The following is a 14749-nucleotide window of genomic DNA, read 5'->3' as shown; positions in this document are numbered from 1 at the left end:
CTCGCGCGCGCATGCCGGGTGCCGTGAACCAGCGCGCCGCCTTGCGATGGGTCTTTGTGGAAAGATTGGAAACGTCCCATTTTCGGCTTGATCGCACACGCGCAAGCCTAATCAATTATATTGATGATAAGATTTTAAGGAAGATAACCAGTGAATATGTTTTCTTTCTGGGCCAAATCGCGTCTCAAAGTTGACGGCTCGCTCGATTTGCACGCGCTCCCGTTCCATCTGCTCGATGTCGCGGCCGTTGCCGATGTCCTGCTGGATCGGCTTCCGAAGCACCTCGAACGGCTCGCGGAACTTCTCGATGCGGACCGCCAAGCGCTTCGCGGCCTTATTGTGCGGCTCGCCGCGCTGCACGATCTCGGCAAGTTTCATCCCGATTTCCAGTCGAAGCTTCCCGATCGCTGCCCGGAAGAACTGCGCCGCTTCGCGGGCACGGGAGAGGCACCGCTGCACCACACCGAACTCGGTTTCGGAATCGCCCGAGAACTCGAACTTGCGTCTCTTTTCAAGGAACAACTGCCGGGAGTCCGCGCCAGCGGCATTTCGCTGCTGTTGACCGCGGTTATGTCGCATCACGGGCGCCCGAAGGAAATCCCGGCCAACGCAACCCTCTGGCGCCGGAGCGTCGAAACGATCGCGCCTCCGATCAACGATTTTCTCGACCGCGCCTTCGCGCTGATTCCCTGCGATGGCCCCGTGCTTCGCGGCAAGCCGTCCGCAAAGCAACTCGCGGCATTTTCATGGGCGCTTGCTGGCCTCGTGGTTCTCGCCGACTGGATCGGCTCGAATGAAGAATACTTTGCATATCGCGAGACCGCCGACGATCTTTCGAGCTACTGGCTGCATGCGCGCAGCCAGGCGACCAAAGCAGTCGAAAAAGCCGGGATTTTGCCCGCCGCCGCGCGCGAGGCTTTCGATGCTTCGGACCTGCTGCCTATAAGCAGGGGGCATGCCGAACTGAGCCCGCTGCAAAAGGGTGCCGCAGCCATCCCGATTGCGGCCGGGCCGAATTTGTTCATCGTGGAAGATATGACGGGCGCGGGAAAGACAGAAGCCGCGCTGATCCTGGCCGAGCGCCTGCTCGCCGCCGACGCCGCAAGCGGCATTTACTTCGCGCTGCCGACCATGGCCACATCCAACGCCATGTACGGCCGAATGGCTGACGTTTATCGTCGGCTGTTCGCGCAGAATGCTGCGCCGTCTCTGGTGCTCGCGCATGGCCGCCGCGATCTCGACGACCGGTTCACCGGCTCGATCCTGGACGCCGACGCCTCAAAGCCCGTGAGCCATCCGGCAAGCGACGACGCCAATGAGACGGCGCAGCATGCCTGTGCAAGCTGGATCGCGGACGACCGGCGCAAGGCGTTCTTCGCGCATGTCGGCGTCGGCACGGTCGATCAGGCGCTTCTGGCGGTGTTGCCGCGCAAATATCAGGCGCTTCGCCTCTGGGCGCTCGCCGACCGCGTGCTGATCGTGGACGAGGCGCACAGCTACGACGCTTACGTTTCGCGCGAGCTTGAGCGTTTGATCGAGTTTCACGCGGCACTCGGCGGCTCCACGATCATCCTTTCGGCCACTCTCGCGGAGGATACGCGCAACAGGCTCGTCAACGCGTGGCGCAAGGGCTCGGGCGGTGAGCCCGCATTGCTGTCGAGCGCCGCCTATCCGCTGATCACCGCCGTGTCGCGCGGCTCATGCGAGGAGACGCCGGTCGAAGCGCGCGCGGAGCTTTGCCGAAGCGTTCCGGTCCGTCGCATCGCCTCGTTCGAGGAGGCCGTCGCGCATGTGGCGGCGTTCGCCCGTGACGGCGCGCCGGTCGCCTGGATCAGGAATGCGGTGGACGACGCCATCGAAGCCTGCGACGCGCTGGAGAAGGCGGGGCTTCAGCCGCTTCTTCTGCATGCGCGCTTCGCGATGGGCGACCGCATCGACCGCGAGGCGAAAATTCAGGCGAGGCTGGGGCGCGACAGCACGCCGGACGAGCGTCGCGGTTTCGTGCTCGTCGGCACGCAGATTCTGGAACAATCCCTCGACTACGATGTCGACGCGATGGTGAGCGACCTCGCCCCGGTCGACCTCATCATCCAGCGCGCGGGAAGGCTCTGGCGGCATCCCGGCCGCGAAGGCCGCCTCGCGCCGCGCGAACTGCTGATCTTCTCGCCGGACCCAAACAGCGCGGTGGATGCCGACTGGTATCGCGGCATGAGCAAGCGCGCAGCAGCCGTCTACGATCATCACGGCATTGTCTGGCGTTCGGCCAGCGCGCTGTTCGACGCAGGCGAGATCCGCGCGCCCGAGGGGCTGCGCGACCTCATCGCGAAGGTTTACGGCCCTGATCCGCTCCAGTTTCCGGACGCCTTGAACGCCGCGTCGATAAAAGCGGAGGCTGGGGCGATATCGGGCAGGTGCGTGGCCGGAATCAACCTTCTGACTCTCAAGGAAGGCTACGGCATCGACAACACTGCGTGGACCTCGGACGTGGAAATTTCTACGCGCCTCGAAGACGAACTATCGGTGACGCTCAGGCTCGCGCGGCTGGAAGGCGGGGCGGTGGTGCCGTGGTGCAAGCCGACAGGCAACTGTGCGTCGGCGCCTCGGCGTGCGTGGGCGCTGTCCGAGGTGCGCGTGCAGGAACGGCTTGCGAAGGGTGTGCCGAAGCCGGAGGGCGAACTCGCCCGCGCCGTCGACGCCGCGAAGAAGGACTGGGGCAGGTGGGAGCAGGAGATCCCGCTGTTGCTTCTTGAGGAATGCGGCGAGGGCGAACCGTGGCGGGGAGCCGTGCTGCGCAAGGATGGCCCGGCAGCGACGGCGGTTTACGATGATCGACTGGGGCTGCGGTTCGAGGTGTGAGCGGACGGGGGACGCGGAGGTGGATTCTGGGCTGCCGCTTTTGGAGAGAAGCCACCGGCAGCAGAGGTCATCGAATCGGTCAGCGTCCGGGCAGCCGCTTTTGGCGCACTTGCCTCGTGGCATATGCCGCACATCCCACTGGATGCCAGCTCGGCGTTTGACAGGTTTGCAGGAAGGCTTTAGCGTCCGACTTGTCCTCGCCCTCGCGGGGATGAACCGGCATACAGCGTCAACGATATGTAAGGCTGGTCTACGTTCCCCGCCCACGCGGGGAAAAACAGAAGGCATAGAGCGTAAGCGAGTAATGATGGGCTTGCGTTTATCTAAAATGCTGGCTATAAGAAAATGGTCGGCGAAATCCGGCACGAAAAAGCCGGATGGGAGTGGAGTCCCATTCCGGCTTGTGACCTCAAATTGATTGCGCAGCCAGCACAAATCGAAAAGGAGGTATCTCTTGGATACCGTCATCGACGTAGAACCGCAATGCAATTTTGCGGAAAACATCATTTTGTCTGAAGAACAGGTCGCGGAAATCAAGGCGCGGCATGAACGTCGTGAGACTCCGGCTCAGATCGGCATCGCAATGGAGTTGGCGCCGGAATTTGTATTTGCGGCCCTGACAGACGAGCGATACGCATACATTCGTGCGGTTGATCTCGGCCGCCTGCCACAGCCCGATGTCCATTTCCCGGATCCTAATCTCGTTCAGTTCCGGCAGTCGTTCCAGCTGATGAGCGAGGCGGCGCATCGTCTTTGCCTCATCTGACGACGCTCGCCTGATATACCAGTCGACAAGCCTGATCCGAGGCTTTCCGGTGAGCGCGACTCAGCGCTCACTGGCTGAATATTCGCGCCCATTTGACAAAAGAGAGTTTCATTATGACCGAGCCTTATTCGCTCGCAGTTGAGCCGTGGCTGCCCGTCGCCACGGTCGAGGGGGAGCGCAAGTTCGTCCGCCTTCGCGATATCGGCCGCGCCGACTTGCTGCGCATCGACACAGGCCGCGCCGACTGCGACATCAGCGTGACCGAATTTGTGATCGGCCTCATCGCCATCAGCATGGGGCCAACCGACAATGACGACTGGCCGGACCGCTTCGAGACGCCGCCCACGCCCGACGAGATCGAGGCGGCCATCGCGCCGTTCGCCCATGCTCTCGTGCTCGACGGAGACGGCCCGCGCTTCTTCCAGGATTTTGAAGATCTGGAGTTGCTGGCTGACGCCGCCCGAGAACCCATCGCTTCGCTTTTCATGGAGACGCCGGCTGGTCATTTCGTCAAGGAAGGGACAGTCTCGGCGCTGTCGAGGCGGGGGGCGGCAATCGCGCTGATAACCTTGCAGACGAGCGCGCCCACGGGTGGGCGAGGGCATTTCACTTCTCTCAGAGGCGGGGGAGGAGCCTCCACTCTCGTCATACCGCGTCCTGAGAAAAGATCCCCGACGCTCTGGCAACTGATCTGGGCGAATGTGCCCGACGACTACGTGATCCCGAAGGAGGAGGTCGAAGCCGCACTGCCGTGGCTTGCGCCTACGCGTTGCGCCGACAAGCTCGGCGGGACGACGACCGAACATGTGCACAAGTCCCAAGCGTTGTTCGGCATGCCACGCCGGATACGCCTCACCTTTGTGCCGGGCAACGGTGAGCGCTGCGCCATTACGGGCGATACCGACGATGTTGTCGTCAGGTCTTACGTTACTCGGCCGAATGGAACGAAGTATCTCACCCACACCTGGCGGCACCCGCTCAGTCCCTATTACAAGACGAAAGACAAGGTGCTTGGCGAAATATGGCTGCCGTTGCATTTCAAGGCATCGGGCGTCGGCTATCGCGATTGGGTGGGGCTGACGCTCAAGGAGAGGTCCGCCGAGTCCGACGTGGCGTCGCTCCCGGCGGATATCGTCACCGCTTTTTTGAGGAAGCGCGCGGCGGATATCGGCCTTGACGTCAGGCAGCCGAACAGCGTCGGCCTTCTCGCCGCGGGCTACGCCATGGACAACATGAAGCCGCTCGACTTTACCGAAGCGATGCTGCCGCTGATTTCCACCGGCGACGAGAAGCGCGACTATGACCTCGCAGGCTGTGCGACGGCGATGGTGCAGGCGGCCGAAGCGGCTTCGCAGTTGCTTCTCGCCGCCCTGAAGACGGCGCTCTACACCGACAAGAAGAAGGCTCAACCCGAAAGCGGCAAGGCGCCGCTCGCCGCTGCCCGCGCGCGGTTCTGGGCCGATACGGAGAACGCATTCTACGATACGCTTCGCGATCTCGCCAAAACCACCGAAGACGCCGACGGCAAGGTTTACGTCGAGGCAAGAAAGGCGTGGCGAGGGATGATTCGCGCCGCAGCGCTTGCCATTTTCGATGACCTGGCGCCGATCGAGGCGCCTGACAGCCCCGACCTCAAGAACATCGTCAACGCGCGCAGCATGCTGTTCTTTGGCCTGAGCGGGCCAATAATCTGGAAGGCGCTTGGCCTCGCGCCGCCGGATAAAGGAGAGAAGAAGGCCAAGCCGAACGGGACGCGGAGGAAAGCGGCATGAGCGAAGCATCGGCGAATACAGCGGAGGCGCAAATCGGCACAGCCGCCCCCAAAAACGGCGCGACGAAAAAAAACGCGATTGGAGACGAAGCCCGCAAATGGTGGGAGAGCCTTCAGCCCGCAAAGAGTGGCGAAGACGCCAATGGCGGCGGCAACCGCGCGGCGCTCGCCAAGCTGAGGCGTTGTTCAACCTGGATTGAGGCGGCGGCCGAGCGCGAAACGGCGTTGCTGTTCAGGCGCGTCGGCAGCGGCAACGAGCAAAGGCTCTGCCGCGCAGCGGTTCTGGCGGCTGTGCTCGCCCACGTCCGCGAGAACGAAACGACAAAAATTGCCTCTTCCGTCGGCCCGCAGAAGGGTGACGAGGCCACGGCGCAACTGAGTCAGCTTCGCCTTCGCCGGCTTCTCACCGCGAGCGGAGACGACGAGATCCTGACCGCGTTTCGCCGCCTCGTCGCGCTGAAGGGCGGCAAGGCCAACGTCGCCGATCTGGCCGAAATCATCCTGAACTGGCATCGCGAAGACAGGCGCATGCGCTTCGCCTTCGACTACTGGCAGGCGGGCGAGGCGGCCCCTCGCGAAACTCCGAAAGACGGAGCCTCCAACGAAACGCCCGCAGCCTGATCCCACGTCATTTCAAAGGAACTCATCATGACGAAATTCATTCAGCTTCACGCCCTCACTGTTTACGCGCCGTCCAACCTCAACCGCGACGACACCGGGCGCCCGAAAACGGCGAAGTTCGGCGGCGCAGAGCGGCTTCGCATTTCAAGCCAGGCCCTGAAGCGCGCCATCCGAACCTCGGCCAATTTCAAGGACCGGCTCGCGGGCAATCTCGGCGAGCGGACGCAGCGGCTCGGCGATTTCATTTCCGCGCATCTCAGGAAGAACAACGTGGATGACGCGAAAGCGCTCGAAATTGCGCGCCTCGTTGCAGGAGCCTTCGGCAAAATCGAAGACGCGAAGGATAAGCCGCAAACCTATATCAAGCAGCTTGCCTTCGTATCGCCGGAGGAGCGGATCGCCGCGTTCGAGCTTGCCGACAAGCTGGTCGCGGAAGGCGCGGACGCACTGAAAGATGTGAAGTCGTCCGACCTCGCGGCGAAGCTTCTGCGTCGCGCCGACACGGCCGCCGACATTGCCATGTTCGGGCGCATGCTCGCCGACAACCCCGACTTCAACCGCGAGGCAGCGGTGCAGGTCGCCCACGCCATCACCACGCACAAGGTCGTGGTCGAGGACGACTATTACACCGCCGTCGACGATCTGAAGACGAGCGCTGAAGACGCGGGCGCGGGCTTTATCGGCGAACTGGGTTTCGGCTCAGGCGTCTTCTATCTCTATGCCTGCATCGACCGCGAGTTGCTGCTGAGGAACCTCGGTGGCGATCCGGCGCTGGCGCGGAAGGCGATCGAGGCGTTTGTGGAAGGCTTCGCCAAGGCACGGCCATCCGGCAAGCAGAACAGCTTCGCGGCGCTCGCGCTCGCCAACTATCTGCGGGTGGAGAAGGGCGCGCAACAGCCGCGCAGCCTCGCGGCGGCGTTCTTCAAGCCGATCTGGGGCGACGATCTCCTTGCAAAGTCGGTCGAAGCGCTCGAAGGCGATGACCGCAAGGGCGGGCTGATCGCGCAGATGGACACTGTCTACGGTGCTTGCATCGAGGATTCCCGCACCATGCGCGTCATCCCCGGCCGCCCGTGGGATCACGCTCACGACCATACGCTTGAACAGATCGTCGCCTTCGCGGCGGGCGAGTAAAGCTCATGCGCAATTATCTCGTCTTCACCATCGCCGCGCCGATGGCGTCCTTCGGCATGAAATACGATCCGGGAGAGTGGCGCAACTCGTCGAACCGGCCATCGAAATCGGGCGTCCTCGGGCTCATCGCGGCGGCGCTCGGCATCGAACGCGACGAGCAGCATCGTATCGATGCACTCCAGGTGCTGAACTTCGCAGTGCGCGTCGATCAGCCGGGCCAACCCGCCTACGACTATCACACCGCGCAGGTGCCGCCGCAAAAGCGCAATCGCCGTTTCGCAACGCGCGCGGACGAACTCGCCGTGTCAAAGCATGAACTCAAGACCGTCCTCTCAACGCGTGAATATCGGACGAACGCTTTCGCGACATCCGCGCTGTGGTTCAGGGCGGGCGTCATCGAGGCTCCATTCTCGCTCTGGAGCATCTCCGCCGCGCTCAAGGCTCCCCGCTTCAATCTTTACGCCGGTCGGAAGTCGCATCCGCTGATGCTGCCTTGCGCGCCGGAGGTGGTCGCGGCTGGCGATGTGCTAGCTGCTTTCGCCGCCTACGATGACGCGACGAAGCGCGTAGCGGAGTTCAAAAGGAGTTATTTCGAGAGCGAGGGGCAGGCCGCACCTCAGCCGACCATCTATAGCGACGCCGACGACCCTGCGGCGGCTTCGAGCAGCCGCATCGAACAGCGCCGCGATGTGCCGGAAAGCCGGACGAAGTGGCGGTTCGGCGTGCGGCAGGAGGCGGTGATCGCGCCGCGAGGGGGGCAGACATGAGCGCTCTCTATTTTTCTCGCGCGCGGCTTCGGGCCGGGCGCGGCGAGGCGCTTGCGCCGCTCGCCCGTGCGCTTCTGGGCGCCACCAAAGGCGACGTCATCGCGCAGGCGCACCGCATCGTGTGGATGCTGTTCAACGACGGCAGCGACCGGCCCATCAACGCGGGCGGCGAAGACCGGTTGTTCCTCTGGCGCGAGAAATCTCCCGGCGAATATTACATCCTGTCGCGCGAGGCCCCCGACAACCGTCACGGCCTGTTCGATCTCGATACGCAGGAGTTCACGCCGAAGCTCGCAGCGGGCGACACCTTGCGTTTCACGCTCCGGGCAAACCCGGTTGTTTCGCCCAAGAGCGGCTGGGACGAAGGCAAGGAGAAGCGCGACGGCAAGGGACGCGTGCGCGGAAAGCGCTGCGATATCGTCATGGCCGCGCTGAAACCGTTCGAGGGGAAGCGGGACCGCGACAAGCGAACGGAACCGACCGACAAGGAAAGGCTGGAGCCCACCGAGCGGGCAGAAAAACGCGAGGCCGAGACCGCGAAGGCCGCGCGAGTGTGGCTCGAAGCACAGGGGCGCAAGGCTGGCTTCGCGCTGGTCCCGAATCCCGATGCGGATGAGGCAGACAGCGTTTTCCTCGCCGCCTCGAACTACGAAACCGTCCGCATCCCGCGCATTCGCGGCGACGGCGCAACCTTTGGCGTGCTCGACTTCGAGGGGCTGATCGAGATCACGGATCCGGCGCTGTTCCTCGCGCGGCTCGTCGACGGCTTCGGCTCGGCCAAGGCCTTCGGCTGCGGGCTGATGCTCATTCGCCGGGGGTGAGCCATGGCCGAAGCCGCGCCAGCGCCTTTCATTCCGCTGCGCCCGATCCCCATGCGGGACCGGGCCAGCATCGTGTTCCTGCAATATGGCGAACTCGACGTGCTCGACAGCGCGTTCGTGCTCGTCGACCAGAACGGCGTGCGCGTGCAGATCCCGGTCGGTGGGCTCGCCTGTCTCATGCTCGAACCCGGCACGCGCGTCAGCCACGCCGCCGTGGTGCTCGCCGCGCGCGTCGGCTGCCTGCTCGTCTGGGTGGGCGAAGGGGGCGTGCGGCTTTACGCGTCCGGCCAGCCCGGCGGGGCGCGCGCGGACAAGCTCCTCTATCAGGCGAAGAACGCGCTCGACGAAACGGCGCGGCTCAACGTGGTGCGCAAGATGTACGAGCTGCGTTTCGGCGAACCCGCGCCCGAGCGCCGATCGATCGATCAGCTTCGCGGCATCGAGGGCGTGCGGGTCCGCGAGATGTACAAGCTGCTTGCGCGCCGCTACGGCGTCGAATGGAAGGCGCGCAACTACGATGTGAAGGCCTGGGACAAGGGCGACCTTCCGAACCAGTGCCTTTCGGCGGCGACGGCGTGCCTCTACGGGCTTTCCGAAGCGGCCATCCTCGCGGCGGGCTATGCGCCGGCCATCGGCTTTCTGCATCGCGGCAAGCCGCAGAGTTTCGTCTACGACATCGCCGACATCGTGAAGTTCGAGACCGTGGTGCCGACCGCGTTCGAGGTAGCGGCGCGCGTCGCCAAGGGCCGGGGCGACGGCACGCCCGCCGAGCGTCAGGTGCGCGTCGCCTGCCGCGACAGCTTCCGCCGCGCGAAGATTCTCGACCGCATCATTCCGCTGATCGAGGACGTGCTCAAGGCGGGCGGCCTTGAGCCTCCGGAAGAAGCGCCCGAGGGCGTGGAAGCGGCAATCCCGCGCGAGGAGGCATCCGGCGATGATGGTCATCGTAACTGAGAACGCGCCGCCACGTTTGCGGGGTCGGCTTTCGCTCTGGCTGCTGGAGGTGCGCGCGGGGGTGTATGTGGGAAATTACTCCCGGCGCGCGCGAGAGCGAATGTGGGGCGAGGTTTGCGCGATGATCGGCGAGGGCAACGCCGTGATCGCCTGGACGGCGGTGAACGAGGCCGGGTTCGACTTCGCAACCGTGGGTGCGAACCGGCGGGAGCAGGCCGATTTCGACGGGTTTCTGCTGGTGAAGTTCAAGCCCGCGCCGCCTGCCGAAGACCCGCTGAAGCCGCCGTTTTAAACCGCTGGAACGAAGCGGGAACTTCGGTGGCGTTCTTTGACATCGTGATTCGTTCGTGCGATCAATTCGTTACGAGGAAGAGTGTTCCCCGCCCACGCGGGGATGAACCGCGCTTCGCGAGCTTCGGTTACAACATCGTCGGGTGTTCCCCGCCCACGCGGGGATGAACCGCGCAATCTGCTCGACGTTCGCCTTGCCGTAAAGTGTTCCCCGCCCACGCGGGGATGAACCCCACTCATGGCGCAGCATGGCGCGCGCGACAACGTGTTCCCCGCCCACGCGGGGATGAACCGGCCGTGGCGTCCTCCCGGGATAGGTATAGGCCGTGTTCCCCGCCCACGCGGGGATGAACCGGTCAACCATGCGCTGGCGGGCGTCGAAGGCGTGTGTTCCCCGCCCACGCGGGGATGAACCGCAATGACTTTCGTCCTAGGCATAGACCCGGGGGTGTTCCCCGCCCACGCGGGGATGAACCGTCCTCGAAATCCTCGTGGAAGTTTGGGGCTTCGTGTTCCCCGCCCACGCGGGGATGAACCGCCATAGCCGTGATACGTGACCTTGATCTGCGCGTGTTCCCCGCCCACGCGGGGATGAACCGATCCATGGGGATTTCGTCGAGCAGCATGTAACGTGTTCCCCGCCCACGCGGGGATGAACCGCAAAAAGAAAGCTCGCAAACGTTACCGCTTGCGTGTTCCCCGCCCACGCGGGGATGAACCGCACGCGGCAGAACCATTGTGCATCATTAACAGGTGTTCCCCGCCCACGCGGGGATGAACCGCGCGGGGCGAGTCGCGTGGAAGGCCAAGACGGGTGTTCCCCGCCCACGCGGGGATGAACCGGACACGGGCACAGCCTGGCAGGGGCTTAACACGTGTTCCCCGCCCACGCGGGGATGAACCGCGCTCGGCGTCAAGGCGTGGGCAAAGCACGACGTGTTCCCCGCCCACGCGGGGATGAACCCAACAGCAAAGGAATAAGACCATGGCACTCGACGTGTTCCCCGCCCACGCGGGGATGAACCGTCGTGGAAAACTATGTTCCGCCGCTCGCACAGGTGTTCCCCGCCCACGCGGGGATGAACCGATTAACAGTCAATGTATTAGTTGTGATTAAAAGTGTTCCCCGCCCACGCGGGGATGAACCGCTCATTTTCGCTCTGTATTTGAGCAATATTGCGTGTTCCCCGCCCACGCGGGGATGAACCGGCGGCCAAGTGGGCGCGGCACTTCGCGGACCTGTGTTCCCCGCCCACGCGGGGATGAACCGCCCTCGGCCGTCTTGGACCCGATGTCGCCGCGGTGTTCCCCGCCCACGCGGGGATGAACCGGTCTTGCCGTCGTAGCTGTGGGGCTGAATGATGTGTTCCCCGCCCACGCGGGGATGAACCGGTGGTGGTGATGGGCTTCCACATCGCTGCGCTGTGTTCCCCGCCCACGCGGGGATGAACCGGAATTGCTCAAGTCATGCCGCCTGAAAAAGTGGTGTTCCCCGCCCACGCGGGGATGAACCGCGTCGATGACTGGGCGCGCCGTCCAGAATTCGGTGTTCCCCGCCCACGCGGGGATGAACCGAACATGACGGCAAAGGCGCATTTGGCGTCACAGTGTTCCCCGCCCACGCGGGGATGAACCGCGAGGATCGTCGCATGACCAGCAAAATAGTCGGTGTTCCCCGCCCACGCGGGGATGAACCGACGATGTCGAGACCTGTTGGCGGGCGATGGCCGTGTTCCCCGCCCACGCGGGGATGAACCGAACGGGGACGCTATCGCCGACACGGCGGACGGGTGTTCCCCGCCCACGCGGGGATGAACCGAAACTTTTTGCCGACAGCCTGTGCGCCGCCCGGTGTTCCCCGCCCACGCGGGGATGAACCGGAGCACATTCCGCCTGAGAAGGTGGATGCTGTGTGTTCCCCGCCCACGCGGGGATGAACCGGAACGGTAGTTAGAGCAACTGTTCGTGTTTTCGTGTTCCCCGCCCACGCGGGGATGAACCGACCGCTACCGCGCCTGTTGTCGAAACCGCCGCGTGTTCCCCGCCCACGCGGGGATGAACCGACGAAACAGGACGCTCTTTACGAACGGGCTTGGTGTTCCCCGCCCACGCGGGGATGAACCGTGATCACGCGGAAAGACGCCGCCGATCTTGCAGTGTTCCCCGCCCACGCGGGGATGAACCGGCCAAGGGCGACCAGGCGGCGCAAAAAGCCGAGTGTTCCCCGCCCACGCGGGGATGAACCGGTTATTTCCATCGTGGACGCAGTTTTAGTGCTGTGTTCCCCGCCCACGCGGGGATGAACCGCGAACTGACCCGCTGAAGTGCCCTCGGCTGTGGTGTTCCCCGCCCACGCGGGGATGAACCGCGGGTGAAGGATGCTGACGGTCACTATATCAAGTGTTCCCCGCCCACGCGGGGATGAACCGCCCATCAGCGCACCGCATACGCGACGACGAAAGTGTTCCCCGCCCACGCGGGGATGAACCGAGCGGATACTACGGATTCCGAACCGTTCCAAAGTGTTCCCCGCCCACGCGGGGGGGAACACAGTTGCAGCCCGTTGCGCCGCGATCCGGGCGACGGTTCATCCCCGCGTGGGCGGGGAACACATCGTAAAGAGCCGCCTGAATCGTGTTTGTCACGGTTCATCCCCGCGTGGGCGGGGAACACTGCGGACGCGGAAGCAGCGAAGAAGAAAAACACGGTTCATCCCCGCGTGGGCGGGGAACACGCGCCATGGTCCGCAAGTTCCAGGGCGACAAGCGGTTCATCCCCGCGTGGGCGGGGAACACGCCCGAATGTGAGCATGCTCACCGCCTCTTTGCGGTTCATCCCCGCGTGGGCGGGGAACACTTTCGACTGTCATTTTCGTCTCCATCGTCGGGCGGTTCATCCCCGCGTGGGCGGGGAACACGACTGCATTGCAAACCGGATTTGGACCCTACGCGGTTCATCCCCGCGTGGGCGGGGAACACGAACGAGCAGCTACCCCTGTCCCATAGCGCACCGGTTCATCCCCGCGTGGGCGGGGAACACCGGATACCGCGCCAACCCCTATGAGGTCGAGGCGGTTCATCCCCGCGTGGGCGGGGAACACAAGCGCAACGCTTCGCCGACCCCGTTCAAATTCGGTTCATCCCCGCGTGGGCGGGGAACACGTGTCAGCGTATGACAGGAACAAGGCTGACGCCGGTTCATCCCCGCGTGGGCGGGGAACACGGTTTGTGTATTTTCGTCGTAGAATCAACGTCCGGTTCATCCCCGCGTGGGCGGGGAACACATCAAGGACCGTTTCCTTCGGGAACCGCTGTGCGGTTCATCCCCGCGTGGGCGGGGAACACTCCCCTAGACGGTGGGGCGGGTGATTAGCCCACGGTTCATCCCCGCGTGGGCGGGGAACACGAGCCGAAACAGATCGCGGTTGAGGATGAAGCCGGTTCATCCCCGCGTGGGCGGGGAACACACTCGTTGAGTTCAGCTACAAGGATTACCTAGCGGTTCATCCCCGCGTGGGCGGGGAACACGGTTTGCCAATCGCGGCCAACTCTGCAATCGTCGGTTCATCCCCGCGTGGGCGGGGAACACGGTTCTTCGACCCGCAGCGCGGCACGCAGAAGCGGTTCATCCCCGCGTGGGCGGGGAACACTCCGGTCGACGCGAGGACCGAAAGATATTCGGCGGTTCATCCCCGCGTGGGCGGGGAACACCCGGCAGCAACCGCTTCAGACCTAACCCATTCCGGTTCATCCCCGCGTGGGCGGGGAACACAAGAGATGGAAGACACGCTTCGTACAGAGAACCGGTTCATCCCCGCGTGGGCGGGGAACACGCTCTTATCTCGTGCTGCTACAGAAGCGCGGCCGGTTCATCCCCGCGTGGGCGGGGAACACCGTGCTCGCGGCAGCGATTTCGGTAGACCCGGCGGTTCATCCCCGCGTGGGCGGGGAACACGACATGGCCAAGATCAACGCACTGACGCACAGCGGTTCATCCCCGCGTGGGCGGGGAACACGTGATGTACGAAAGTAAACCAGGGGACGCGGCCGGTTCATCCCCGCGTGGGCGGGGAACACGTCGTAACGTTTAGTATTTTCAAGCGACAAATCGGTTCATCCCCGCGTGGGCGGGGAACACCAACTCGAAATTAGGTGTACCTCGCTCACGGACGGTTCATCCCCGCGTGGGCGATGAACCGGACGCCGATTTCCAGGTCATTCCGACAGCGTGGTGTTCCCCGCCCACGCGGGGATGAACCGACGACCGCTTCTGAGAAGAACTACATGTTCCAGTGTTCCCCGCCCACGCGGGGATGAACCGAGATCGGGCTAGTCGTCCGGTCATTGCCGCGCGTGTTCCCCGCCCACGCGGGGATGAACCGCTCGGCGGCACGACACGCAATGCCGTCATCGGGTGTTCCCCGCCCACGCGGGGATGAACCGGTCACTTGCCGAGGGCGTCGCTGATATAGGTGGTGTTCCCCGCCCACGCGGGGATGAACCGCCGCCGTTTCCCCATGAACAACATCGCACACGGTGTTCCCCGCCCACGCGGGGATGAACCGTGCATGGCGAAATCAAGATCGAAAGCAAGGAAGTGTTCCCCGCCCACGCGGGGATGAACCGACCTGCCCGCGCGCATCCTCACGACCGGCCATGTGTTCCCCGCCCACGCGGGGATGAACCGCAACAGCAAACAAAACTTAGCGAAGATGCAGAGTGTTCCCCGCCCACGCGGGGATGAACCGGCTAGTCCGATGCCGAGGTCC

9 protein-coding genes and 1 CRISPR repeat array are annotated in these 14749 nt (G+C 64.1%); all 9 genes read left to right on the top strand.

The features are described 5' to 3' along the window. Positions 1-156: 156 nt before the first annotated feature. The 9 genes from cas3 to cas2e all read left to right on the top strand — a co-directional run bounded on the left by cas3 (position 157) and on the right by cas2e (position 9982). On the top strand, positions 157-2856 hold the full coding sequence (gene cas3 / locus KKP04_RS06805; protein WP_251133965.1) for a CRISPR-associated helicase Cas3': 2700 nt from the start codon (positions 157-159) through the stop codon (positions 2854-2856). A 454-nt stretch (positions 2857-3310) separates the two neighbouring features. Beyond that, the gene (locus KKP04_RS06800) at positions 3311-3622 is read left to right on the top strand and encodes a hypothetical protein (protein WP_215028344.1); all 312 of its coding nucleotides are present in this window, start codon (positions 3311-3313) and stop codon (positions 3620-3622) included. A gap of 113 nt (positions 3623-3735) precedes the next feature. Then, complete coding sequence (gene casA, locus KKP04_RS06795) at positions 3736-5394, top strand: type I-E CRISPR-associated protein Cse1/CasA (RefSeq protein WP_215028342.1); 1659 nt, start codon at positions 3736-3738, stop codon at positions 5392-5394. After that, the gene (gene casB, locus KKP04_RS06790) at positions 5391-6014 is read left to right on the top strand and encodes a type I-E CRISPR-associated protein Cse2/CasB (RefSeq protein ID WP_215028340.1); all 624 of its coding nucleotides are present in this window, start codon (positions 5391-5393) and stop codon (positions 6012-6014) included. Before casA ends, casB begins: the two co-directional genes overlap by 4 nt. Before the next feature lie 27 nt (positions 6015-6041). After that, entirely contained in the window at positions 6042-7148 is a 1107-nt protein-coding gene (gene cas7e / locus KKP04_RS06785) for a type I-E CRISPR-associated protein Cas7/Cse4/CasC (RefSeq protein WP_215028333.1), read from the top strand. 5 nt (positions 7149-7153) lie between these two features. Further along, positions 7154-7915, top strand: coding sequence for a type I-E CRISPR-associated protein Cas5/CasD (gene cas5e, locus KKP04_RS06780; RefSeq protein WP_215028327.1), 762 nt, complete (start codon positions 7154-7156; stop codon positions 7913-7915). Continuing rightward, positions 7912-8736, top strand: coding sequence for a type I-E CRISPR-associated protein Cas6/Cse3/CasE (gene cas6e, locus KKP04_RS06775; protein ID WP_215028325.1), 825 nt, complete (start codon positions 7912-7914; stop codon positions 8734-8736). Before cas5e ends, cas6e begins: the two co-directional genes overlap by 4 nt. Before the next feature lie 3 nt (positions 8737-8739). Then, the gene (gene cas1e / locus KKP04_RS06770; protein WP_251133952.1) at positions 8740-9690 is read left to right on the top strand and encodes a type I-E CRISPR-associated endonuclease Cas1e; all 951 of its coding nucleotides are present in this window, start codon (positions 8740-8742) and stop codon (positions 9688-9690) included. After that, entirely contained in the window at positions 9671-9982 is a 312-nt protein-coding gene (gene cas2e, locus KKP04_RS06765; RefSeq protein ID WP_215028323.1) for a type I-E CRISPR-associated endoribonuclease Cas2e, read from the top strand. Before cas1e ends, cas2e begins: the two co-directional genes overlap by 20 nt. Positions 9983-10063: 81 nt before the next feature. Continuing rightward, a CRISPR array of direct repeats spans positions 10064-14728; the repeat unit is 25 nt; unit sequence GTTCCCCGCCCACGCGGGGATGAAC. Positions 14729-14749 lie beyond the last annotated feature (21 nt).

It is taken from the genome of Rhodomicrobium sp. Az07 (assembly GCF_018619475.1).
Lineage (GTDB): Bacteria > Pseudomonadota > Alphaproteobacteria > Rhizobiales > Rhodomicrobiaceae > Rhodomicrobium.
This window is presented reverse-complemented; position numbering and strand designations above follow the sequence as displayed.

What these genes read in the sequence shown, in the direction of transcription:
- cas3 (WP_251133965.1), top strand. Translation starts at nt 157, where the DNA reads ATGTTTTCTTTCTGGGCCAAATCGCGTCTCAAAGTTGACGGCTCGCTC.
- casA (WP_215028342.1), top strand. Translation starts at nt 3,736, where the DNA reads ATGACCGAGCCTTATTCGCTCGCAGTTGAGCCGTGGCTGCCCGTCGCC.
- casB (WP_215028340.1), top strand. Translation starts at nt 5,391, where the DNA reads ATGAGCGAAGCATCGGCGAATACAGCGGAGGCGCAAATCGGCACAGCC.
- cas7e (WP_215028333.1), top strand. Translation starts at nt 6,042, where the DNA reads ATGACGAAATTCATTCAGCTTCACGCCCTCACTGTTTACGCGCCGTCC.
- cas5e (WP_215028327.1), top strand. Translation starts at nt 7,154, where the DNA reads ATGCGCAATTATCTCGTCTTCACCATCGCCGCGCCGATGGCGTCCTTC.
- cas6e (WP_215028325.1), top strand. Translation starts at nt 7,912, where the DNA reads ATGAGCGCTCTCTATTTTTCTCGCGCGCGGCTTCGGGCCGGGCGCGGC.
- cas1e (WP_251133952.1), top strand. Translation starts at nt 8,740, where the DNA reads ATGGCCGAAGCCGCGCCAGCGCCTTTCATTCCGCTGCGCCCGATCCCC.
- cas2e (WP_215028323.1), top strand. Translation starts at nt 9,671, where the DNA reads ATGATGGTCATCGTAACTGAGAACGCGCCGCCACGTTTGCGGGGTCGG.